Annotated in this window: 20 protein-coding genes; 3 read left to right on the top strand and 17 right to left on the bottom strand. The window is 28.3% G+C overall.

The window, feature by feature from the left end; all coding sequences use genetic code 11:
* Positions 1–221: 221 nt before the first annotated feature.
* The 8 genes from Lupro_RS09165 to Lupro_RS09130 all read right to left on the bottom strand — a co-directional run bounded on the left by Lupro_RS09165 (position 222) and on the right by Lupro_RS09130 (position 6906).
* The gene (locus tag Lupro_RS09165; RefSeq protein WP_144439131.1) at positions 222–683 is read right to left on the bottom strand and encodes a hypothetical protein; all 462 of its coding nucleotides are present in this window, start codon (positions 681–683) and stop codon (positions 222–224) included.
* Entirely contained in the window at positions 683–1369 is a 687-nt protein-coding gene (locus Lupro_RS09160; protein WP_068209091.1) for a hypothetical protein, read from the bottom strand. The genes Lupro_RS09165 and Lupro_RS09160 overlap by 1 nt, the downstream gene beginning before the upstream one ends.
* A 180-nt stretch (positions 1370–1549) precedes the next feature.
* Positions 1550–2377: a hypothetical protein gene (locus Lupro_RS09155; protein ID WP_144439130.1), complete on the bottom strand. Its 828-nt coding sequence runs from the start codon at positions 2375–2377 to the stop codon at positions 1550–1552.
* A gap of 189 nt (positions 2378–2566) precedes the next feature.
* Entirely contained in the window at positions 2567–2908 is a 342-nt protein-coding gene (locus Lupro_RS09150; protein WP_068209084.1) for a hypothetical protein, read from the bottom strand.
* A 263-nt stretch (positions 2909–3171) separates the two neighbouring features.
* Positions 3172–3603, bottom strand: a complete 432-nt coding sequence (locus Lupro_RS09145; RefSeq protein WP_144439129.1) for a hypothetical protein — start codon at positions 3601–3603, stop codon at positions 3172–3174.
* Between the two features lie 270 nt (positions 3604–3873).
* Entirely contained in the window at positions 3874–4350 is a 477-nt protein-coding gene (locus Lupro_RS09140; RefSeq protein WP_068209078.1) for a hypothetical protein, read from the bottom strand.
* Entirely contained in the window at positions 4334–5626 is a 1293-nt protein-coding gene (locus Lupro_RS09135) for a hypothetical protein (RefSeq protein ID WP_068209074.1), read from the bottom strand. Before Lupro_RS09135 ends, Lupro_RS09140 begins: the two co-directional genes overlap by 17 nt.
* Before the next feature lie 926 nt (positions 5627–6552).
* The gene (locus Lupro_RS09130; protein ID WP_068209071.1) at positions 6553–6906 is read right to left on the bottom strand and encodes a hypothetical protein; all 354 of its coding nucleotides are present in this window, start codon (positions 6904–6906) and stop codon (positions 6553–6555) included.
* A gap of 65 nt (positions 6907–6971) precedes the next feature.
* Between Lupro_RS09130 and Lupro_RS09125 the strand changes: the two genes are divergently transcribed.
* Both Lupro_RS09125 and Lupro_RS09120 read left to right on the top strand, forming a co-directional pair.
* On the top strand, positions 6972–7487 hold the full coding sequence (locus tag Lupro_RS09125) for a CvpA family protein (RefSeq protein ID WP_068209069.1): 516 nt from the start codon (positions 6972–6974) through the stop codon (positions 7485–7487).
* A 57-nt stretch (positions 7488–7544) separates the two neighbouring features.
* On the top strand, positions 7545–8666 hold the full coding sequence (locus Lupro_RS09120; protein WP_068209066.1) for a TlpA disulfide reductase family protein: 1122 nt from the start codon (positions 7545–7547) through the stop codon (positions 8664–8666).
* Positions 8667–8685: 19 nt separating this feature from the next.
* On the opposite strand, the gene Lupro_RS09115 is transcribed toward Lupro_RS09120, so the two are convergent.
* The 8 genes from Lupro_RS09115 to Lupro_RS09080 form a co-directional block, all read right to left on the bottom strand.
* Positions 8686–9414 carry a tetratricopeptide repeat protein gene (locus Lupro_RS09115; protein WP_227807436.1) on the bottom strand — a complete coding sequence of 243 codons (729 nt, stop codon included), beginning with the start codon at positions 9412–9414 and terminating at the stop codon, positions 8686–8688.
* Positions 9415–9438: 24 nt separating this feature from the next.
* Positions 9439–11205, bottom strand: coding sequence for a BatD family protein (locus Lupro_RS09110; RefSeq protein ID WP_068209059.1), 1767 nt, complete (start codon positions 11203–11205; stop codon positions 9439–9441).
* Position 11206: 1 nt separating this feature from the next.
* Positions 11207–12010, bottom strand: a complete 804-nt coding sequence (locus Lupro_RS09105; RefSeq protein ID WP_068209056.1) for a tetratricopeptide repeat protein — start codon at positions 12008–12010, stop codon at positions 11207–11209.
* A gap of 7 nt (positions 12011–12017) precedes the next feature.
* Complete coding sequence (locus Lupro_RS09100) at positions 12018–13067, bottom strand: vWA domain-containing protein (protein WP_144439128.1); 1050 nt, start codon at positions 13065–13067, stop codon at positions 12018–12020.
* Between the two features lie 28 nt (positions 13068–13095).
* Entirely contained in the window at positions 13096–14100 is a 1005-nt protein-coding gene (locus tag Lupro_RS09095; protein ID WP_068209053.1) for a vWA domain-containing protein, read from the bottom strand.
* A 2-nt stretch (positions 14101–14102) separates the two neighbouring features.
* Complete coding sequence (locus Lupro_RS09090; protein WP_068209050.1) at positions 14103–15695, bottom strand: hypothetical protein; 1593 nt, start codon at positions 15693–15695, stop codon at positions 14103–14105.
* 33 nt (positions 15696–15728) lie between these two features.
* Entirely contained in the window at positions 15729–16601 is an 873-nt protein-coding gene (locus Lupro_RS09085) for a DUF58 domain-containing protein (protein WP_068209046.1), read from the bottom strand.
* Between the two features lie 114 nt (positions 16602–16715).
* Positions 16716–17723, bottom strand: coding sequence for an AAA family ATPase (locus tag Lupro_RS09080; protein ID WP_068209044.1), 1008 nt, complete (start codon positions 17721–17723; stop codon positions 16716–16718).
* Positions 17724–18056: 333 nt separating this feature from the next.
* On the opposite strand from Lupro_RS09080, the gene Lupro_RS09075 reads away from it, so the two are divergent.
* On the top strand, positions 18057–20702 hold the full coding sequence (locus Lupro_RS09075; RefSeq protein ID WP_068209041.1) for a TonB-dependent receptor: 2646 nt from the start codon (positions 18057–18059) through the stop codon (positions 20700–20702).
* Positions 20703–20759: 57 nt separating this feature from the next.
* Here Lupro_RS09075 and Lupro_RS09070 read toward each other — a convergent pair whose 3' ends face one another.
* Positions 20760–21506, bottom strand: coding sequence for a UDP-2,3-diacylglucosamine diphosphatase (locus tag Lupro_RS09070; protein WP_068209038.1), 747 nt, complete (start codon positions 21504–21506; stop codon positions 20760–20762).
* Between the last annotated feature and the right edge of the window lie 36 nt (positions 21507–21542).

Below are 21542 nucleotides of genomic sequence, written 5' to 3'. Positions count from 1 at the left end.
TTGCGAATAAGATGTTAATGAACAAATCAGAAAGAGACAAAATATAAATTTCATAATAAATTTTTCAATTAATGTTGTTTTAAGCCTTGCCAAGCTAAAGCTTTATATCATTGATATGAGTTACCTATTAAAGTAGCGTATTCCCTTAAACCTTCTTCAATCGAAATTCTATAGTAATCCGTCATATATTTGTGTTAAATTTCCACCTTTACCTACTCTACTTATTCTACAATTTCAACATTAACTACTTCTGTAAGTCTCGCTTTTTTATAAATAGAATCTTTCTGTACAATATAAATTTTATCATAAAATTGATATAACGCTTGGAAAGGAGTAAAATCCTTTATTGTTTTTTCTAACCATTTATAATCTTTTACATTATAATTTTTCAATTTATCTAAACCTATTACTCTTTGATGTAATTTAATTTTATACTTACCATTACTGTCAATGTATTTTCTTTCTTCCTCTATAGTAACAGTATTAAAGAAAATTTCCTCTTCATAATCTTTGTCTATTTTAACTCTATAAGTAAAAATATCAAAACCTTGTAATGATTTTTGAGATGGATTTATATATACTTTTTCAGGTACTTCTTTAAATAAAAGATATAAGTCTTTTTTATTTTGACAAGAAACAAGAAGATATTGAAAAATAAGTAGTGTTAGGATACAATTTTTCATTATTGACAAGTTTTAGCGTTTGTTATTTTCTTTCCATTAGCTTTCAAATAGGAATGCATATTTAAAACATTAGTTTGCGTTGTGGAATCTAAACTTTTAAAATATGAGGTTTTATTTAAACCCGCTTTAGCTACTGAGTTTACAAAAGTTTGATCGAGAATAATTCTATCTACATAATCCACAGTACCTTTATTAATATAAGCATTTACAGCAAGTTCTGCAAAATTTTTAGCTTCAGAGGTATAATCCTCACCAATTTTATTTGCTTCTAAGAAGTTATAAATAAGGGTAACTTCGGTATTATTTTTAGAATCTCCTATCCAAGCTATTTGAGCAGAACTTAAAAGGAGGTTGTTTTTTAATGCACTTGCTGCAGTAGTATCATACCTTATAATACCAATAGCTCCTTCAATAAGTTCATTGTTATTAGATGTGTTGGTAGTACTCCCTGTTCCTCCACCACTTGTTGAAGAGTTATCTGTAGGGTTAGGAGCTCCTATTCCTCCTCCGCCATAAGATGAAGCATCATCATCGTAACCTGTACCGCAATTAGAGAAATCTAAAATAGTAGTGCTACCATCACAGTTGGTAGTTCCTGCGTGACCATCTGCATTTTGAATTCCATTACAAGGGAGATAATAAATAGTTGTACAATCAGGTACTGTTACAGCTACTCCATTAATCATTGCTGTTTTATTTGAAAAAAGAGCTTCACTGTCTATTGTGTTTATATCGGCTTTTATAAGATTTGTGCGACTGGAAAATCGGAGATTTTTCGGTTGTAGCAAATCGTTAGTTGAATGTTTGTCAGTTTGTTATTTAGTTTAAATGTAAGCATAAATTTTATGAGGTGTTACCATATGTATTTAATACATAATATTATTTCTAGTAATCCAAACTGTTTTTCCATTAACAATTGATTTTTCTTCAATTGGATTATTTTTAGTATCGTACAAATATTTGAATTCAGTTACCTTTCCTTTTATAGTATCTTTACTTGAAAATTGAATACTACTTGCCCAAATAGGATCATTATATTCGTTAAATATTGTTTTGGAAATTTTATATAATTCGTTTTTTGAACTGTAATATTTATATAAATATTTATTCCCTCTTTTGTCATATTCAAATTCAATTCTAGATTTTTGATTTCCTAAACTATCATAACTAATTAACTCAGTATCATTCCAGTTTCTATCATATTTCTCTAGTGCATTATCTCTAAAAGAGCCATCACTATTTCTCATTATTATCCTTGCTTCTCTATTATTTATATCATAATTATATTTAGTTATAGCTTTTATGTTTCCATTAAAATAAGATTCTCTCTTTAATAGTTTTCCATACTTATTATATTCATATTTATTTTGAATATTTACAAAACTATCTTTACCATATCTTATATATTCAATCATATTACCTTTTTTGTCATAAATATACTTTGTTTCACCATAGCCTATTGTCCCATCTTTATTTAAATGTGGGCATTTTAGAATTCGCCCTTTTGAATCAAAATGAAACATTATTTTGAAAGCAACTATTTCATTTTCTAAACTGTCAATAAAATTAATTTTGTAAGTTGTTGATTCTATCATTTTTGGTTTCCCTTTCAACCCATTATAAGCATCCAAATACTTTAGATTTGAACATTTAATTAACATAAGGGCAAGTATAAGTAGCAAAATTTTTTTCATATATATATGGTAACTAATGGATAAAACTTTATATCATTTTGAATATCACTTTCATTCATTTCAAGAAGATATAACTTAATTTCATTTGTATTGTTATTTAAAGAAACAATTAAATTTTCTGTTTTAATATTCTCTATTTGAGGTCTTTCTATTTTAAATGTATAATTCGTAATAGCGTCTTTAATGGTTTCAATATATTAAATCGGTTTGGATATAAAAAGTACTGTTAGTAGAATAAACAGTTTTTCCTTGAAATTTATTTTTTTCTACTTCTTTTAACCTGTCAAAGTATTTGTGTTCTACTTTGTTAATTAATAGCGAAAAATTATCCTTAGCCTTAAAATCGCTATAAGAGATATGCCTTATTTTAGCTTCGCTATTCTCTAAATATCCTATTTCTTCTTTGTTACAATTCCATAGCAGTAGGGATATTCCAAGTAGGAATATTACCTTTTTAAAAGTTTGTTGTTTCTTTTCTTTTCTTTTCTTTTCATAAAAGTTTAAATTTAAGTGTTTATTTTTAATTTTCAAGAATACTTAAAATATTTCATTTTGTTGTAGGGTAAAACCGTAAAATATGTATGGTAAATGCTTACTATTTGTTAGTGTTGTAATGCAATTTTTCTGTTTTTGTTTCTGTCGAAGTATAGACCAAAACGGTGAGTAAATGAACAGTAGCAGGTTAATTCGTTGTGATTTTTTCGTCTAGTTTATAAAGTTAACAGAAAAGTATCAGGTTTTGGTATGACACTTTTCTGCTGTTTTTTATATATGTGGTTGTGGTTTTTGTATTATTAATAACTATATGTTTCTATTTTATCAATTATGTTATTTATAGAATTAAAAGAAATTATAATGAACCTATCCATATCGACAAAATCTAAAGATAATGCATCTGAACTCTTACTTGTAAAACTTAATGGATAGATGGGTTGTAACTTGTTAATATTATCTCCCACATTTATATTATTACTTGTAAAAGTATAATTACTCCCTATAATTTCAAATGAATAAGTTCTATTGTTTATTACTGTAAATATAATGTCATTATATTTATATTTTTGTGACATTACATCTTGCATTTCAAAGTAATACTCTTCAATAGTATTTGGTTGACCTAGATGTTGAATTACTAAACTAACATTATTCCCTAGAAAATTAATGTCATTTATAGTTAATTCATTATAATTTATGGTATTATCCTGTGCTTTACAGGTAAAACTCACTATTAATATGCTAAATATTAAAATTATTTTTTCATAATATAAATTTTTATTGACAATTATTAGATATTGGGTTGTAGTTAGAATCGAACTTTGTTTGTAAATAATTTGCTGGATCCAAACTTTGAGACCAATTTGAATTAAAGACTTGGAGGTGAATATGTGGAACAACCTTTCCACGTGGAGGATTCCCTTAAACCTTCTTCAATCGAAATTCTATAGTAATCAGTCATATATTTGTGTTGGATTTCCACCTTTACCTACTCAACTTTATTATTCAGAAGTCAATTCTCCAGCCCAATAAACTTCATATTTAATTATTCTAGTTTCAGATATTTTCTCGACAAGATAAATTTTATTAAAAAGAGAATTCTTAAAAAGATAGCCTAAATCTGAATCTTTTACTTTTTTGTTAATACTTTCGATTGTCTCAAGTTTTATTTTATTAAAATTTTGAACGCTACATGTATCCGGTTCAAATTTTTGTTTATCAAAAACAAAATTTTCATTATAAATTTCGAATATAATTCTATTATTCTTATATTTTTTTCGATACTTATTTACTGTTTGATAACCATCAAGTCTACCATCATTGTCCGATGAATATTCTACTTCTAATCTACATTTCTCCTTACTGTTTCCATCGAATAGTATGTAAACTGTTTCTTTTTTAGATTGAGAAATACAATTTATAGTACTGATTAAGAAAAGCATTAATATTTTATATTTTATATTATTGACAATTTTCATTTTTATTTATATTTATGTAATCTGAAATTACTTTTAGTATTCTAATTTTATCATTTTCTGAAACACCATCTTGCCATCCTACTATACTTGTCTTATCCAATCCTTCCCAAGCTAAATCCATGTAAAACTGGTCAGTATTTAGTGAATTATCAAACTCTTTTAAAATGTTAGCAATTGTTTGTCTATAATGTGTAGCCATCTGTTGATGCTGCCAATTTTTATACCTTCTATAGTAGTCATAAATTCCAGGAAAATTATTTTTAATACTTATCATATAATCTTTTTGCTGTTGAATTGTCCAACCAGTAAAACTCAAATGTCCCTGATTAGCTAAAGACAATAATTTCCTATACATTTCAGCGTGTATAACCTCATGAACAATTGTTTTGGCTGTCATAAGATTTGGTCTATATTTTACACCATGAATATTTGAATTATTATTTAGAGCAATTGTAATGATATAATCAGCAGAAGTAGTATTAATATAATTGTCAGGAGCTTGAGTTTGCGCTCTTGTATTACCTAAATCTTCCATTATAAAATTTAAATGACTTACAGGAAATTCTCCATCAAACTTCTTAATTGCATTTTTGAAACCTGTACTATTACTTTTTAACTTTTGATACACACAATCAGCTTTAGGAGAAAGATTATTAATAATCATATCCACCCAATCCACATCACCACCATTATCATAAGCTTCAACAGCAAGTTTAGCAAAATTTTTAGCTTCAGAGGTATAATCCTCACCAATTTTATTTTTTTCTAAGAAGTTAAAAATAAGGGTAACTTCGGTATTATTTTTAGAATCTCCTATCCAAGCTATTTGATTAGAAGTTAATAGGAGGTTGTTTTTTAATGCACTTGCTGCAGTAGTATTATACCTTATAATACCAATAGCTCCTTCAATAAGTTCATTGTTATTAGATGTGTTGGTAGTACTTCCTGTTCCTCCACCACTTGTTGAAGAGTTATCTGTAGGGTTAGGAGCTCCTATTCCTCCGCCGCCATAAGATGAAGCATCATCATCGTAACCTGTACCGCAATTAGAGAAATCTAAAATAGTAGTGCTACCATCACAGTTGGTAGTTCCTGCGTGACCATCTGCATTTTGAATTCCATTACAAGGGAGATAATAAATAGTTGTACAATCAGGTACTGTTACAGCTACTCCATTAATCATTGCTGTTTTATTTGAAAAAAGAGCATCACTGTCTATTGTGTTTATATCTAATGGATAAAACTTTATATCATTTTGAATATCACTTTCATTCATTTCAAGAAGATATAACTTAATTTCATTTGTATTGTTATTTAAAGAAACAATTAAATTTTCTGTTTTAATATTCTCTATTTGAGGTCTTTCAATTTTAAATGTATAATTCGTAATAGCGTCTTTAATGGTTTCAATATATTAAATCGGTTTGGATATAAAAAGTACTGTTAGTAGAATAAACAGTTTTTCCTTGAAATTTATTTTTTTCTGCTTCTTTTAACCTATCAAAGTATTTGTGTTCTATTTTGTTAATTAATAGCGAAAAATTATCCTTAGCCTTAAAATCGCTATAAGAGATATGCCTTATTTTAGCTTCGCTATTCTCTAAATATCCTATTTCTTCTTTGTTACAATTCCATAGCAGTAGGGATATTCCAAGTAGGAATATTACCTTTTTAAAAGTTTGTTGTTTCTTTTCTTTTCTTTTCTTTTCTTTTCATAAAAGTTTAAATTTAAGTGTTTATTTTTAATTTTCAAGAATACTTAAAATATCTCACTTTGTGGTAGGGTAAAACCATAAAATATGTACGGTAAATGCTTACTATTTGTTAGTGTTAATTTTTTAGTGTTGTAATGCAATTTTTCTGTTTTTGTTTCTGTCGAAGTATAAACAACCTAGTTTTAATACTCCTTCGAACCTTATGGTATTAAACCTTTTTTAGACTTAGCCTTATAAGGAACGTATTTTAGTATTGATTTCAGCCGTTATTTAAATTTAAATCCATAAAAAACAAAAAATTTATAACACCCCTACTATTCGTTTTTCTTTTTGTGTTTTCATCGTTATCTTCGGGTCTGCTTTATAATTCAGACTCTAAATTACCAACTGCTAAAACTATTCCAAGCTCGTGGAGAGCTTATAATTATAAATAAACAAATATTTAACCCGTAAAGGTAAATTTAATCTTAAAAATTCAGTTTCGTACTTATATCAATTCCTTTTCCTTAAAATACAATACAATTGCCTCTTTTATAAGTACTGTTTGTTCTCCTGGTTTTAGCGCAGGTAATTCTTCTAAAACTTTGTAATGAGGCCAACCATCATTGTCAAAAAAATCAAACTCATAATACCCAAATGGTTCTAACAATCTGCAAATTGCTATATGCATTAAATTTACTTTATCATCTTTTTTGTATTCAATAGTTCCTTTTCCCAATTCTTGTACGCCAATTAAATAAATAATTGCGTCTAAATTTAGTTGCTCACCTTCGCCAAATTTAGTTGCTAAAATTGCTAGTAACTGTTCGTAATCTTCTTTTAGTTTTTGATCTCTTGACATTTGAAATTTTTAATTCAAATGCAAATATACAAATCCATTCATGTATATTTACAAAAACTCAGTAAATGAATACTTTTGATATTATAATTGTAGCTTTTTTAGTTTTTGGCTTTATTAGAGGCATTTTAAAGGGTTTGTTTGTTGAAGTAGCTTCATTAATTGCTCTTATCGCAGGTGTTTATGGTGCAATTCATTTTTCATACTTTATTGGTAATTTAATGGTTAACTATATTTCTTGGGATGAAAAATATATTACTATTATTTCATTTGCTATTACTTTTGGTATTATAGTTTTGGCTATTGGTTTATTAGGTAAATTATTTACTAAAATAGCTGATTTTGCTTCTTTAGGTTTGCTCAATAAATTATTTGGCGGTGTTTTTGGCGCTCTTAAAATTGGACTTGTATTTAGTGTTATTCTACTTATTTTCAACAAACTAAATAACACTATCCCTTTTATTTCTGAAGAACAGACCCAAAATTCTATATTATATAAACCTATTAAAAATTTGGCACCAACTCTTTTTCCAAATTTTTTAGAAATTGTTGAAAAAAAATCGGAAAAAATTATGAGTGATTGATTTATGAAACATTTGTTTTATATTCGAAAATTAAAAATCTAATATAAAAAACAGTTTATGTCTTTTAAAAATTCTTTTATTTCTCTCAGCGTTGTCTTTACTTTAATTTTTTTAAGTTGTTCAACAAAAGACCCTAACTCTTTTAGTATTTCAGGAAAGATAAGTGGTTTAAATAATAATTATGCGTTATTATCAAAAATTAAAAACATTCAAAAGAAAACTACACTATTTATTGATACCTTAAAAATTAATAATCGAGGACGGTTTAATTCTGTTTATTTTTTAGAACCTGGCATCTATAATTTAACTTTTGATAAAAAAACTATTGAACTTGCTATTGACAAAGGTCAAAATATTGAAATTAATGGAAATTCTATTGAAAATTTAACTGTGAAAGGATCTGTTGATACACAATTATTAAATGATTATGAGGCTTTTAGAGTAGCTTCATTAAACCGTTTGGTAAAATCTGTTAGAAATAATATTAAAGCCTTAAAAAAGGCTGGTGAAAACGAACGTAAAATAGCTGAATTAAGAGAGCTTGAAGTTGAAAATTACAAAAAACATTTAAATGAATTAATTACTTTTGTAAAAGATAAAATGGGGACATCCATTGCTATTTACGCTACTTCACCTCGATGGAATGGTGGCGATAATTTACCGTTTTTACAATCTTTAGTTTCTAATTTTGAAAAAACACATTCTAACATAGAAATTACCCAAAAACTTAAAAATAAACTTAACTTACTTCAAAAAACAAGTATTGGGGGTTTTATTGGAAATATTGAAATGCCAAATAAAAACGGTGAAATAATTTCACTAAATACTATTAAAGGAAAGTATACTTTAGTTGATTTTTGGGCAAGTTGGTGTCCGCCTTGTAGAACAGAAAGTGTATTATTAAACAATTTGTACAAATTATATCACTCAAAAGGATTTGATATTTATGGTATCTCTCTAGATTCAAAGCGTTCTAGCTGGATTAAAGCTATTGAAAAAGATAAACGAGTATGGACAGAGGTTTCTACAGTTGAAGGGTTTAACACACCCGTATCAACTGAATATGGAATTACCGCCTTACCAACAAACTTTTTAATTGACTCAACAGGTAAAATTATTGCCGTAAATATTCATGGAAAACATTTAAAAGAAAAAATAGAATCCTTGTTTAATAAATAAGTACTGTTGTAAAAAAACATCAAATTTCTTTTAAATCATCGGCGTATATCCAGCCAATTTTACCATCAGCAATTTTAATTTTTTTCCAATTATCAAGTTCATCTAAAATAATCACTTTGGTACCTTCATGAAGTACAAATACCTCATCACTATTAGTTGATGGAGCATTTTTAATTTCAACTTTTGGCACAAAAATGATAGCTACTCTATTATTTTTTACCGTTTTATAATTGTTATACCCAAAAAACACGCTTATAATTAATACAAAAGCCGTAAATATTGTTGTATTAAAGTATACTAATTTCTTTTTAGATGAAAAAGAAAAATAGTATAACAAAAATAATACAGCAACTAAAAAAGAAGATACAACTGCAATAGTAGCCCAAGTATCAAATGATAATTTTTGAATAATATTTGTTGAAAACCGTTGTAAAAATGTTTTTGGCAAATCTTCAATTACATCAATAGTCATACGCTTTGCAAAACTTAAATTAGTTAAAGCATCTTCATTTGATGGGTTTATTTTTAGTGCTTTTTCATAATAATAAATAGATGGAGCAACTTTATTAAGTTTGTAGTATGAATTTCCTAAATTAAAAAATAATTCATCCGATTCTAAACCTTGCTTCTCAATAGCAGAATACAATTCGATGGCTTTTGAATATTCGCCATTTTTATACAAATTATTTGCTTTTGAAAATAATTCATTTGCGTTTTGAGCTTCTAAAACCAAACTAAAAAATATCAAAAAAATAAAAATAATTTTTTCATTTTACAATTGTTTATCTATGTTGGTTATTACTTTTTTTGCTTTTTCAAAATCCTGCTTCATTAGCACATTTGTTGTTGGTGTATAACGGGCAAAATCGCAATTATTTAAAACATCCATAAATTCATTTATTGATGACTCATCAACTTTTTTAGTTTGTAATAAATCTATAATTTTTTCTTTTGAAATTTCTGATGTTTCCAAATAAAGTTTTGCTTTTAAAAAATTGTGTAATGCCTTCTCTAAAGCAATGTAAAATGCTTCTTGATTTCCCAATTGTTTTTTAGCTTCAGATAAATATTTACGAGCCAACCTATCAGCTTTCCTAATTTTATTCCCAAATACATCACCTGCTCGTTGCGCTCTTTTTTTACCTAGTATTACACCAATAGGAATTGCTAAAAAGGGTAGTAATAGTAATAAGTAAAACTTAGTTGAGTTTAAAAATTCTTTTCTGTTTTTTGATTTAAATGTTGTTTTTAAAGCAATAAATCTAAAATTATTAGCATTAGCAACCACTTGTTGTTTATTACTATTATTTAAATTACTATTGTTAGAAAGTAATTCTTTTCCTTCTGTAACATTAACAATAATAGCTTCAGATTGTATTGTTATATATTTTTTAATTTTTGGATTAAAGTATGAAAATGTAACTGCTGGTATTTTATATTTCCCTTTAAATTGAGGAACTATGGTGTACGAATCTTGAATACTTCCTCTCAATCCGTTTAAAGATGTTACAACTTGTTCTTTATGCTCAGGGGTGTATACTTCTAATTCGGCTGGTGTAGTAATTTTTGGAATATCAAAAAGTTTTAAATTACCTCTTCCAGATACTTCAACTTTAATTTGAGCTGCCTCATTTGCTTTTAATACATTTTTAGTTGTCTCAACTTTAAAATCAAACTCTCCTACTGCTCCTGAAAAACCCATTGGTTTCCCTTTTTCTGGTAATGCTTTAACATTTACTGTTTTTACAATTGATTTTGTTGTATAATTAATATTTCTAGTAATCATATTTCCAAAAAAATCTCCTCTTCCTGTTGGTATGCCAACTGAAAAATCCATTTTAATGGGTTCAATTAATAACTTACCCGATCTCTGTGGAATTAATACTGCTTTTTTTAAAATAATATATCTGTAAGGCTCTCCATTGTAACTCCCTTTTTTTACATTGCCATTTTTCACCTCAATATCTTGATTCCAAAAACCATTATATTGAGGTGAATCACTAACTCGCCAGTCATTCACACTTATATTTTGGCTTACAAACAACTTATAAACTACATAAATTCCCTCACCAACATATGGATTCAAATTTGAAACTTCAGCCACTAAATGAATATTTTGTTGAGCAATATAATTTGGATTGTTCGGGTCTTTAGGTATTTCTATTGCTTTTGTTACAGTTATTTTAACCTTGTTAGATTTTACTATTTTACCTTTATACTCTATTTTTGCCGGTTGAATTGTAAATTCACCTTCTCTTTTAGGTTCCACAACATAGATATAGGCTTGAGAATAGGTTGATTTTCCATTTATCCAAGATTGATTTACAGAAGAACTAGGCCCTCCAACAACTTTAAAATTAGAAAATGATGGAGGTACAAAATGATCTGCACCTTGTTTATTTACTATAAATTCAATTCTAAATCGCTCATTTACACCTAATTTATTTTTACTTACAATAGTTTTAAACTCAACTTGAGCAAAAAGCATTTGTGTTGTAAACACTAAAACAGCTAGTATGTAAACTCTTCTCATTTTCATTTTACCAATCTTTTTCTTGTTTTATTTTTCTCCCCTTTGCTTTTTTTGCATTCAATTTTTTTTGCGTTTTATTTTCTTCATTATTCATAGCCTCAAGCAATTGCCTCATTTGCTCAGGAGATAACTGATTTGGCCTAGGTTTTTGCTGTTGTTTATCTTTATTTTGTTTTTTGTCTTTGTTTTTCTTTTCATCTCCTTTTTTGTCTTTTTTATCTTTTCCTTTGTCTTTATCTTTATTCTTATCGTCTTTCTTATCCTTATCTCCCTCTTTATTATCTTTTTTATCCTTGTTGTTTTTATCCTTGTTGTTTTTGTCTTTGTTTTTATCTTTATTATTCTTGTTTTGTTGTTGTTGCTGTTTCAATAACTCTTGAGCTAGCGCCAAATTATAACGTGTTTCATCATCTTTTGAATTATTTCTTAAAGCATTTTTAAACGCTTCTACAGCTTTTCCATACTGTTTTTCCTTCATAAAAGAATTTCCCATATTATGAAAAGCTTCTGCTTTGTCCATTTTATTTTTAACTGTTTTTTCAGCCAATTCAAATTGATTTATTGCTTCTTTAAACCTATCTTGTTGATAAATTGCATTCCCTAAATTATACATAGCCTTAGGGTAGTTCTTATTTTTAGAAAGTCCTTTTTTATAAGCTATTTCAGCTTCTTTAAAATTTAATTGATTGTATAGTTTGTTTCCTTCTCTAATCTCTTTTCTAGCTTCACGTTCAAGCTTTTTAGAAGTTTTTTCTTGAGAAAAAATAACAGTTGTTAAACATAAGAATACTATGAATAAAATATTTTTCATTTATCACCTATTTTTTTAATACTTCTGTTTGATTAAATAAATTTAATTTCTGAATCCATTTTGTTTTCTTTTCAAGCAATAATACATCTATTATTAAGAATAATAGACCAAAACCTATAAACCATTGAAATTGATCTTTATAATCTGAAAATTGTTTGGTTTCAAATTCATTTTTTTCAGCTTTTAAAAGTAAATCACTAACTGTATTAATTGTTTCTTGTGTTTTATTTCCGTTGATGTATTTCCCTTTTCCTTTGTTAGCAATATCTTGTAACGTTTGCGTCTTCATTTTAGTTATTACAACCTCTCCTTTACTATCTTTTTTATAGCTAATTCCTCCAATAGTATTTTTTAATGGAATTGGGCCTCCACCTTCTGTTCCAACACCAATAGTATACGTTTTTATACCCTCTCGTACAGCTTGATTTATAGCTGAAAAATCATTTTCAGCATGGTCTTCTCCATCAGATACAATAAATAAGAATCGGTTTGTTTGTTCATTATCATCATAATAAGTTAAGGCTCTCTCAATAGCTTCATTAATTGCTGTACCTTGACTTGAAACCATATCTGGATTGGCATTTTGTAAAAACATTTTCGCAGCTGCGTGGTCCGTTGTAATTGGTAGTAAGGGATATGCATTCCCTGCGTATACAATTATTCCTACTCTGTCACTTCCTAAATTATCAATTATTTTAGTAATAATTTGCTTTGCTTTATCTAAACGACTTGGTGCAATATCTTCTGCCAACATACTTTTAGAAACGTCTAAAGCAAAAACAATATCAACTCCCTGACGCTTAATTGTTTCTAGTTTTGTTCCCATTTTAGGGTTTGCAAGCGAAATAATTAAAAATGCAAGTCCTAAACTAACAACAATAATTTTTAAAAAGGATTTAAATGTAGATTTTTCCGGACTTAATTTTTCAATTAATTTACTAGTTGTAAATTGCTTTTGAGTTCTTTTTTTCCACCAAAAGACCATTAAAAACATCACAAATATTACTGGAATAATTGCTAAATACACAAAATATGTTGGCTCTTCTATTTGATACATAACTCTTTTTAATTTCCTTAAGAAAAATTTATATAAAACTCCTAAAAATTGTATGTTTTAAAATTATTTCAATTACTATTAGCAACCCTGCCAATAGTACCAAAAATCTATATTGTTCTTGATAATTATAATATTTAAATTCTTCAATCTCCGTTTTTTCTAACTTGTTAATCTCGTTATAAATTGCTTTTAATTTGGTGTTATCAGTTGCTCTAAAATATTTACCTCCCGTTTCTTTTGCAATATATTGAAGTAAATTTTCATCTATTTCAACTGGTGAATTTCTAAAGAGTAACTTTCCTGTTTTTGGGTCTTGTGCGTAAGGAAAGGATGCTGTTCCATTTGTTCCTAACCCAATTGTATACACTTTTATACCTAAGCCAATCGCTAATTCTGTTGCTGTTTTTGGATCTACAAAACCCGTATTGTTTACACCGTCAGTTAACAAAATAATAACTTTACTTTTGGCTTTACTTTCTTTTAAACGATTAACCGCTGAGCCTAACCCCATACCTATTGCTGTACCTCCATCTAACTCTCCCCATTTTATTTCTGAAATGGTTTTTCTAATAATACGTTTATCACTCGTAATTGGAGTTCTCGTAAAACTTTCACCTGCATAAACCACAATTCCAATCCTGTCATTTGGTCGTTCATTAACAAATTCAGTTGCTACTTTTTTTAATGCTTCCAATCTGTTAGGTTTTAAGTCTCGTGCAAGCATACTTGCAGATACATCAATTGCCATTACAATATCAATCCCTTTATTCGTTTTTGTTCGTTTACTTACCGAAACATTTCTTGGTCTGGCCAATGCAACTATTAATAATGTTAATGCTAATAACCTTAAAATATAGAGCAATGGTTTTAATTTTGATAAAATTGAAGGAGACGTTTCAAATCCCTTAGTAGTTGGAATGGTTAAAGTTGCGTTATCTTTATTTTGGGTAAAAAAGTACCAAACCGCTAACACCGGTATTCCTAATAATAACCATAAAAACTGTGGATTTAAAAATTCGAAATTTTGAAACATACTTATGGTTTTAAAGAAACTGAATTTATAATTCTATTACTAACTTCTAATGCTTTATCATCACCATTTAACTGAGTTACAAGTATCTGACGAATATTTTTAGTGTTTGCAAAAAACAACAGCGTAAATTTATATTTGTTTTGTTGTTGTGTTATTTTATTTTCCAATTCATAATTAGCTGTAATTATTCTTCCTTCTACCCCATTGTTAACTCTAATTTCTTCATGCAGCCCCGTAAATTTAGCTCCTATTTTTTGTGAAATCTGTTGTAAAATTGCTTGAATTCCAGTATCATAACTAAAGTTTTCTAATTCATTAACAAAATTAATTGATGTTACTTCAATATAAATGTTGCCTGTTAAACTTCCATAGTTATAGGTAGTTTGGCTTTGAATTATTGATTTTAAATTTTCTGGAATCTCTATCGTTTGCTTCTGTAGTTTTTTAGGTGTTTCAATAGTTACTTCAGGTGAACCATAAGAAGAAGTGTACCATTTCTCCTCTAACATTTCAGAGGCGGTTTTTTCAATAGATTTACCTTTAACATATTTATATCCAAAATACCCTAAAACACTTACAATAAGCACAATAGTAGTTATAAAAACAATAAGATACTTTTTAAATATATTGTTGCTTTTTATCGGTGATTTTTGTGAAACAATAATTTCTTGAACATTATCATCCACAAGCTCGTCCTGTTTAATTTGAACCGCATTTTGTGTGTTTTTAAGAATATTTTCAGCAATAGTTCTATCTCTTTTTATTTCGTCAATTACAGGTTTTGATTTTGCAAACTTAACCAAATCGGCACTTTGTAAAACTTCTTTCAATTGTTTAATTGTTTCTTTTGAAATTCCCAAGTTGCTCGATTCATTAAAATCATTAATTGTTTCAATCAATTCATTTGTTGTTGATTCTAAAGCTGGTATATTCATATCTTTTTCAAGATATGTTCTAACAATATCAGTAAGTTCAGAATAATAGACCTTTATTTTATTTTGTTCTAATAATTGTTTTTCATCTAATTCTTTTAAGCGCTGTAACGCTTCATTTATTGGAGTAACATATATTTTTTGTGTTTCTTTTTTCTCTTTCTTTCTGAAAATATAATATAACACTATCGCTAAAATAACTAAAATTGGTATTAGCCACCACAGTAAATATTTGTAATCATCTAATGTTTTTGGTTCCTTTTTAATTGATTTTATAGGAAACATTTTTTGCTTAAGCGTATCTACTTTTACTGTTGTAACATTTATTAAAAGTGAATCTGTAAAAAACTTCTTGTTCCCAATAATAACTTGCTGTTTTGGCAAAACATATTGCCCACTATCAAAACTTGTAAGTAGGTACTTTTTTTCTAATCTATTTTTTAAAGTATCAACAGGTAAGGATTCTATAACTTCAACTTTTCTTAAACTATCCAGTTGTAGTTTAGGAAAAATTACATTGTTTGTTTCATTTACAGTTATTTTTAATTGAATTTGCTCTCCAATTTTAATAGCAGTAGTATCTGTTGCTATAGAAACAGGAATTTCTTGAGCTAACCCAATAAAACCAATTAAAAATAATATATAAACTAATTTTTTTTTCATTTTTAAATTTTTCTCCTCATTAAAATCATAAAGCTATCTCGCTCCTTTATTTTTAAAATAGCCCAGTAACTTTTTTACATAACTTTCATCTATTCGAGAACTAATGGTTCCTGATCCGCTATGGCTAAATGATTTTTCATAATATGCTACCATTTTTAAATAATACGCTTTATAGCTATTCCGAACACTTTTTGAAGCTGTATTAACTAACATTGTTTTTCCTGTTTCTGCGTCTAACATTGAAACCATGCCTAAATTTGGAATTGAAACATCGTGTTTATCATATACTCTAATACCTGTTAAATCGTGTTTTTTACCGGCAATTTTTAGTGTAGATTCGTAATTTTCATCCATAAAGTCCGATAGCATAAAAACAATGGCTTTTTTCTTCATTACGCTTAATAAAAATTTAAGCGCTTCACTAATGTTTGTTTTAGTACTTTTAGGTTGAAACTCTATTAATTCTCTAATAATACGTAATACATGGCTCTTTCCTTTTTTAGGAGGAATAAATAATTCAACATTATCTGAAAATAACAATAAACCTACTTTATCATTGTTTTGAATTGCTGAAAAAGCCAGTGTTGCAGCAATTTCGGTAATGGTATCTCGTTTAAACTGTTGCGTTGTTCCAAAGTATTCTGAACCACTTATATCAACCAATAACATCATCGTTAATTCGCGTTCTTCTTCAAATACTTTTACAAAAGGCTCATTATACCTTGCAGTTACATTCCAGTCTATTGCTCTAACATCATCACCATATTGATATTGCCTTACCTCAGAAAAGGTCATACCTCTACCTTTAAACGAGCTATGATATTCACCTGAAAATATGTGATCAGACAGCCTACGTGTCTTGATTTCAATTTTTCGAACTTTTTTTAATATTTCTTTAGTATCCATCTATATTATTATTGAATTGTTGAAAAGTGTACTTATTGAACTGCTATTGCCATTTTTACCTAATTAATTACAATTAGATTTAAACAAATCAACAGCTACACAAATAAACATATTCTATGGAACCTCTACCTCGTTAACAATTTTATTTATAATGTCTTCAGAAGTAATATTTTCGGCTTCAGCCTCATAGGTAATACCAACTCTATGGCGTAAAACATCCAAAACAATAGCTCTAACATCTTCAGGAATTACGTAACCTCTACGTCTAATAAAGGCATAGCATTTTGCCGCCATTGCTAAGTTAATACTTCCACGGGGAGAAGCTCCAAAACTTATTAATCCTTTTAAATTGGGTAAGTTATATTTTTCAGGGTAACGTGTTGCAAAAACAAGATCAAGTATGTATTTTTCTATTTTTTCATCCATATATACTTCTTTTACAGCTTGTCTTGCTCTATTAATTTGCTCTAATGAAGCTACTGCATTCACTTTTTCATAGTTTCCTTTTAAGTTTTGACGCATTATTAACTGTTCTTCAGAAATTTTAGGATAATCAATTACCGTTTTTAGCATAAAACGGTCAACTTGTGCTTCTGGTAATGGGTATGTTCCTTCTTGTTCTATTGGGTTTTGAGTTGCCATTACTAAAAATGGTTCTTCTAATTTAAACGTAGTATCTCCAATAGTAATTTGGCGTTCCTGCATCGCTTCCAATAGTGCTGATTGTACTTTTGCTGGCGCTCTATTAATCTCATCTGCCAATACAAAATTTGCAAAAATGGGCCCTTTTTTAATTGTAAAATCATTATCCTTTACACTATAAATCATCGTTCCAACAATATCCGCTGGCAATAAATCTGGTGTAAATTGAACTCTACTAAATTTTCCATGAACAGCTTTAGACAATGTATTAATTGCTAATGTTTTTGCCAACCCTGGTACACCTTCTAATAAAATGTGTCCATTCCCCAACAAACCAATTAATAATCGTTCAACCATATGTTTTTGGCCAACAATTACCTTGTTCATTTCCATCATTAACAAATCTACAAAAGCACTCTCTTTTTCAATTTTTTCATTGATAGCTTTTATATCTACTGAAATATTATTTTCTTCAATCATTTCTATTGTTTTTACCGCGTGAATTTAACATGCTTTATTACACAATGCAAATAGCTGAAAAAAAAATTGAAATTCTTGTTAAAAATTGGTTAAAAATAGCTGTAAAATAGAAGGTTTAATACTATTTTAACATCGCTTTCGTCCTCTTTGAGTTTCTGTTTTAAAAATTATATAAAATATATTTAATTTAGAAAAAATAGAATACTATAACGTTTTAGTTGATTTTTTGTTAAATAGTTAACAATTAATAATAATTGTTGTATTAATCAACTATAATGTTGTGTAACTTTAACATTTTTTTAATATTTACCGAATATTAAAAACTCAATTCAAATGAAAAAATTATTAACAAATTTAAAAATTTTAACACTTTTATTACTTATACCTTTCATAACTTGGTCGCAAACTTCAGTTTCAGGTAAAGTAATAAATTCTAAGGGAGAAGGTATTCCTTTTGTTACAATTATAGAAGGAGGTACTTCAAATGGTACTACTTCTGATGAAAACGGAGCTTTTCACTTAAACGTTTCTAAGCTTCCTACAAATTTAAAAGCCTCATTTATTGGCTTCAAAACACAAACAATAACTATTTCTTCAGCAAACAATATAATCATCTCTTTGGTAGAAGAAAGTTTTGGTTTAGACGAAGTAATTGTAACTGGAAACAGAGCTAAACCTCGAACGGTATTAGATTCTCCTGTACCAATTGATAATATTGGAGTAAACGAACTAAAATCAAGTGGACAAACTACTATTGATCAAATGTTAACTTATAAGGTTCCTTCTTATAACTCCACAAATCAAACAATTTCCGATGCAACTGCACATTTTGACCCAGCTGATTTAAGAGGTTTAGGTCCAAGTAGAACACTTGTATTGATAAATGGTAAACGTAAAAATCAAAGTGCTTTAGTTTATATTAATGATACACCCGGTAAAGGTGAGGTTGGTACAGATATGAAGAGTATACCTACAGCTGCTATTGAAAGAATTGAAGTTTTAAGAGATGGTGCATCTGCTCAATATGGTTCTGATGCAATTGCTGGTGTAATAAACATTGTTTTAAAGAAAAATGTTGAGTATACCAACTTAAATGTAAATTCTGGTATCACAACCAAAGGCGATGGTTTTAATATTGGAGCTGATATAAATTCAACTTTAAGCATTGGTGAAAATGGTGGATATGCAAATTTCACATTATCATATTATCAACAAGAATTAACCAATAGAGCTGGATCTCCAGGTGGAGATGGCTTATTTGGTGTTATTTTTGGTGATGATGCTATTTTAAATGGTACGCTTCCTTGGTTACAACAAAACCCTGATATGGGTATGACTGTTGGTCAACCTGAAATGAAAAAAGGTGAATTCTTTTATAATATGGCACTACCTTTTAAAAATGATTCAGGAGAATTTTATGCTTTTGGTGGTTTAAACACTAGAAAAGGAACTAGTTTTGCCTTATACAGAACTCCTTATTGGGTGCCAGATCCATTTAATTTATTGCACGAAGCAGGAACTGAGTATCAAGGATTTCAACCTACATTTGAAACTAATATTCAAGATTTATTTAACAGTATAGGTTTTAAATTTGACCTTTTTGGTTTCAATGCTGATTTAAGTGGAACTTATGGTATGAACAGCGTTGACTATACTATTGGAAATACTTTAAACCCTGATTTAGGAGCCGCAAGTCCTACAAATTTTAAAGCAGGTGGTTATACTTTTAGTAATTTAATAGCAAACTTTGATTTAAACAGAAGTTTTGGTCAATTAAGTTTAGCTTTAGGAGCTGAAGCTAGAAAAGAATACTTCAAAGCAGACGCTGGTGAACCTGATTCTTATTTTGGCAGTGGAGCACAATCATTTCCAGGTATTCAGCCTACCAATGCTGTAGATGAAGATAGAACAAATTATGGTGTTTATGCAAATCTTGATTGGGATGCTTCAGAAAACTTTTTGATAGGTGGAGCTATTCGTTATGAAGATTTTTCAGATTTTGGAAGTAATTCTGCATGGAAAATTAGTTCAAGATACAAATTAGGAAAAAAAGGCGCACTACGAGCTTCTTACGGAACAGGATTTAGAGCCCCTTCATTGCATCAAATTTATTTAAGTAATATACAAACATTAGTTTCTGGAGGTACTATTTCAAATCAAGGTACTTTTAACAATGTTGACCCTGTAATACGAGATGGTTTGGGTGTTCCTCAATTAAACGCTGAAGAATCTAAAAACTTATCAGCAGGTATTACACTTAAACCAAGTAATAATTTTTCTTTTTCATTAGATTTCTATAAAATTAATGTTGATAACAGAGTTTTATTTACAGGTGAAGTAGGATTTGATGGTGATAATAACACTATTAATCCTGTTGAGCAAATATTAAACGACTATAACGTTACAAGTATTAAATTCTTTATTAATGCTGTGAATACAGAAACTAATGGAGCTGATTTTGTAGCTAGTTTTTCAAATATTAATTTTGGTGGGGGTTCTTTAGGTATTAATTTTGCAGGAAACTTTAACAATACAAAAATAGTTGGTCAAATTGCTACACCTCAAGTTTTAGCTGAAAATGGTTATGATATTTTTAATAGAAAAGAACAAGCAAGAATTACAGATTCTAGACCAAAAACTAAAATAATGCTAGGGTTTGATTATAAGCTTAATGACTTTAGTGCGCAATTAAACAATACTTATTTTGGAGAAGTTACTTGGCAACATGCTAGTGACCCAGCTAAAGATCAAACTTTTGCGGGAAAAGTAGTAACAGATATTAATTTTAATTACAATTTCTCAGAAAAAGTATCCGTTAATTTATCTATAAATAACTTATTAAATGTGTATCCTGATGCTATTGATACTAAAGGAGACTTTGTTACTGATCTTGGTGGTCGTTTTAAATATCCTTGGGAAGTAAATCAATTTGGATTTAATGGTACTATTTTAAGAGCTGGTTTAAGTTATAAATTCTAAATTAGAAGTAGCATATATTCATAAAAAAAGGAGGCTTAACAGTCTCCTTTTTTATAATTAAAATTTTTTCAGTACCAGTTCTTCACCATCAAATTCTCCATACGTAAAATGAGTAATCCAATCTCCAGTATTAATATATTTGGAGTTTTCTGAAATAGCTATTTCAAGTGGAAGGTGTCTGTGGCCAAACACAAAATAATCGTAATGTTTTTCTGTTAATTTCTTTTTACAATACTGAGCTAACCATTCTTTATCTTCTCCTAAATATTTTACATCTTCTTCTCCTGAAATCAGTTTATTTTTTATTGATAAATATTGCGCTAAGCGTATACCAATATCTGGGTGTAACCACCTGTAAAACCATTTAGAAATAGGATTGGTAAATAACTTTTTCATCCGTTTATATCCTTTATCTCCAGGACCTAAACCATCTCCATGACCTATTAAAAAAATTTTATTATTAAATGTAAATTCTTTTATTTGATGAAATACTTTAATATTTAATTCTTTGTCAAAATAATCATGCATCCAAAGATCGTGGTTTCCAACAAAAAAGTAAATTTGTATTCCGCTATCTCTCAATACTGCTAGTTTTCCTAAAACTCTAATAAATCCTTTTGGAACAACTTTTTTGTATTCAAACCAAAAATCAAATAAGTCACCTAATAAAAAAATAATTTCAGCATCACTTTTTATAGTATCAAGCCAGTCTATAAACTTTTGTTCACGAACTTTGCTTTGCTCAATTGTGGGTGCTCCAAAATGTTGATCAGAAGCAAAATATATTTTTTTATTTATTACCAAACTTTATTTAAATTAAGTATTTAAAGATAAACATTC

This window comes from Lutibacter profundi (assembly GCF_001543325.1).
In the GTDB taxonomy this organism is placed as follows: Bacteria; Bacteroidota; Bacteroidia; order Flavobacteriales; family Flavobacteriaceae; genus Lutibacter; species Lutibacter profundi.
The sequence above is the reverse complement of the archived record's forward strand: the minus strand, read 5'-3'. Positions and strand labels throughout refer to the sequence as shown.

What these genes read in the sequence shown, in the direction of transcription:
- Lupro_RS09120 (WP_068209066.1), top strand. Translation starts at nt 7,545, where the DNA reads ATGTCTTTTAAAAATTCTTTTATTTCTCTCAGCGTTGTCTTTACTTTA.
- Lupro_RS09165 (WP_144439131.1), bottom strand. Translation starts at nt 683, where the DNA reads ATGAAAAATTGTATCCTAACACTACTTATTTTTCAATATCTTCTTGTT.
- Lupro_RS09125 (WP_068209069.1), top strand. Translation starts at nt 6,972, where the DNA reads ATGAATACTTTTGATATTATAATTGTAGCTTTTTTAGTTTTTGGCTTT.
- Lupro_RS09110 (WP_068209059.1), bottom strand. Translation starts at nt 11,205, where the DNA reads ATGAAAATGAGAAGAGTTTACATACTAGCTGTTTTAGTGTTTACAACA.
- Lupro_RS09090 (WP_068209050.1), bottom strand. Translation starts at nt 15,695, where the DNA reads ATGAAAAAAAAATTAGTTTATATATTATTTTTAATTGGTTTTATTGGG.
- Lupro_RS09130 (WP_068209071.1), bottom strand. Translation starts at nt 6,906, where the DNA reads ATGTCAAGAGATCAAAAACTAAAAGAAGATTACGAACAGTTACTAGCA.
- Lupro_RS09080 (WP_068209044.1), bottom strand. Translation starts at nt 17,723, where the DNA reads ATGATTGAAGAAAATAATATTTCAGTAGATATAAAAGCTATCAATGAA.
- Lupro_RS09100 (WP_144439128.1), bottom strand. Translation starts at nt 13,067, where the DNA reads ATGTATCAAATAGAAGAGCCAACATATTTTGTGTATTTAGCAATTATT.
- Lupro_RS09155 (WP_144439130.1), bottom strand. Translation starts at nt 2,377, where the DNA reads ATGAAAAAAATTTTGCTACTTATACTTGCCCTTATGTTAATTAAATGT.
- Lupro_RS09140 (WP_068209078.1), bottom strand. Translation starts at nt 4,350, where the DNA reads ATGAAAATTGTCAATAATATAAAATATAAAATATTAATGCTTTTCTTA.
- Lupro_RS09075 (WP_068209041.1), top strand. Translation starts at nt 18,057, where the DNA reads ATGAAAAAATTATTAACAAATTTAAAAATTTTAACACTTTTATTACTT.
- Lupro_RS09085 (WP_068209046.1), bottom strand. Translation starts at nt 16,601, where the DNA reads ATGGATACTAAAGAAATATTAAAAAAAGTTCGAAAAATTGAAATCAAG.
- Lupro_RS09160 (WP_068209091.1), bottom strand. Translation starts at nt 1,369, where the DNA reads ATGATTAATGGAGTAGCTGTAACAGTACCTGATTGTACAACTATTTAT.
- Lupro_RS09095 (WP_068209053.1), bottom strand. Translation starts at nt 14,100, where the DNA reads ATGTTTCAAAATTTCGAATTTTTAAATCCACAGTTTTTATGGTTATTA.
- Lupro_RS09105 (WP_068209056.1), bottom strand. Translation starts at nt 12,010, where the DNA reads ATGAAAAATATTTTATTCATAGTATTCTTATGTTTAACAACTGTTATT.
- Lupro_RS09135 (WP_068209074.1), bottom strand. Translation starts at nt 5,626, where the DNA reads ATGAATGAAAGTGATATTCAAAATGATATAAAGTTTTATCCATTAGAT.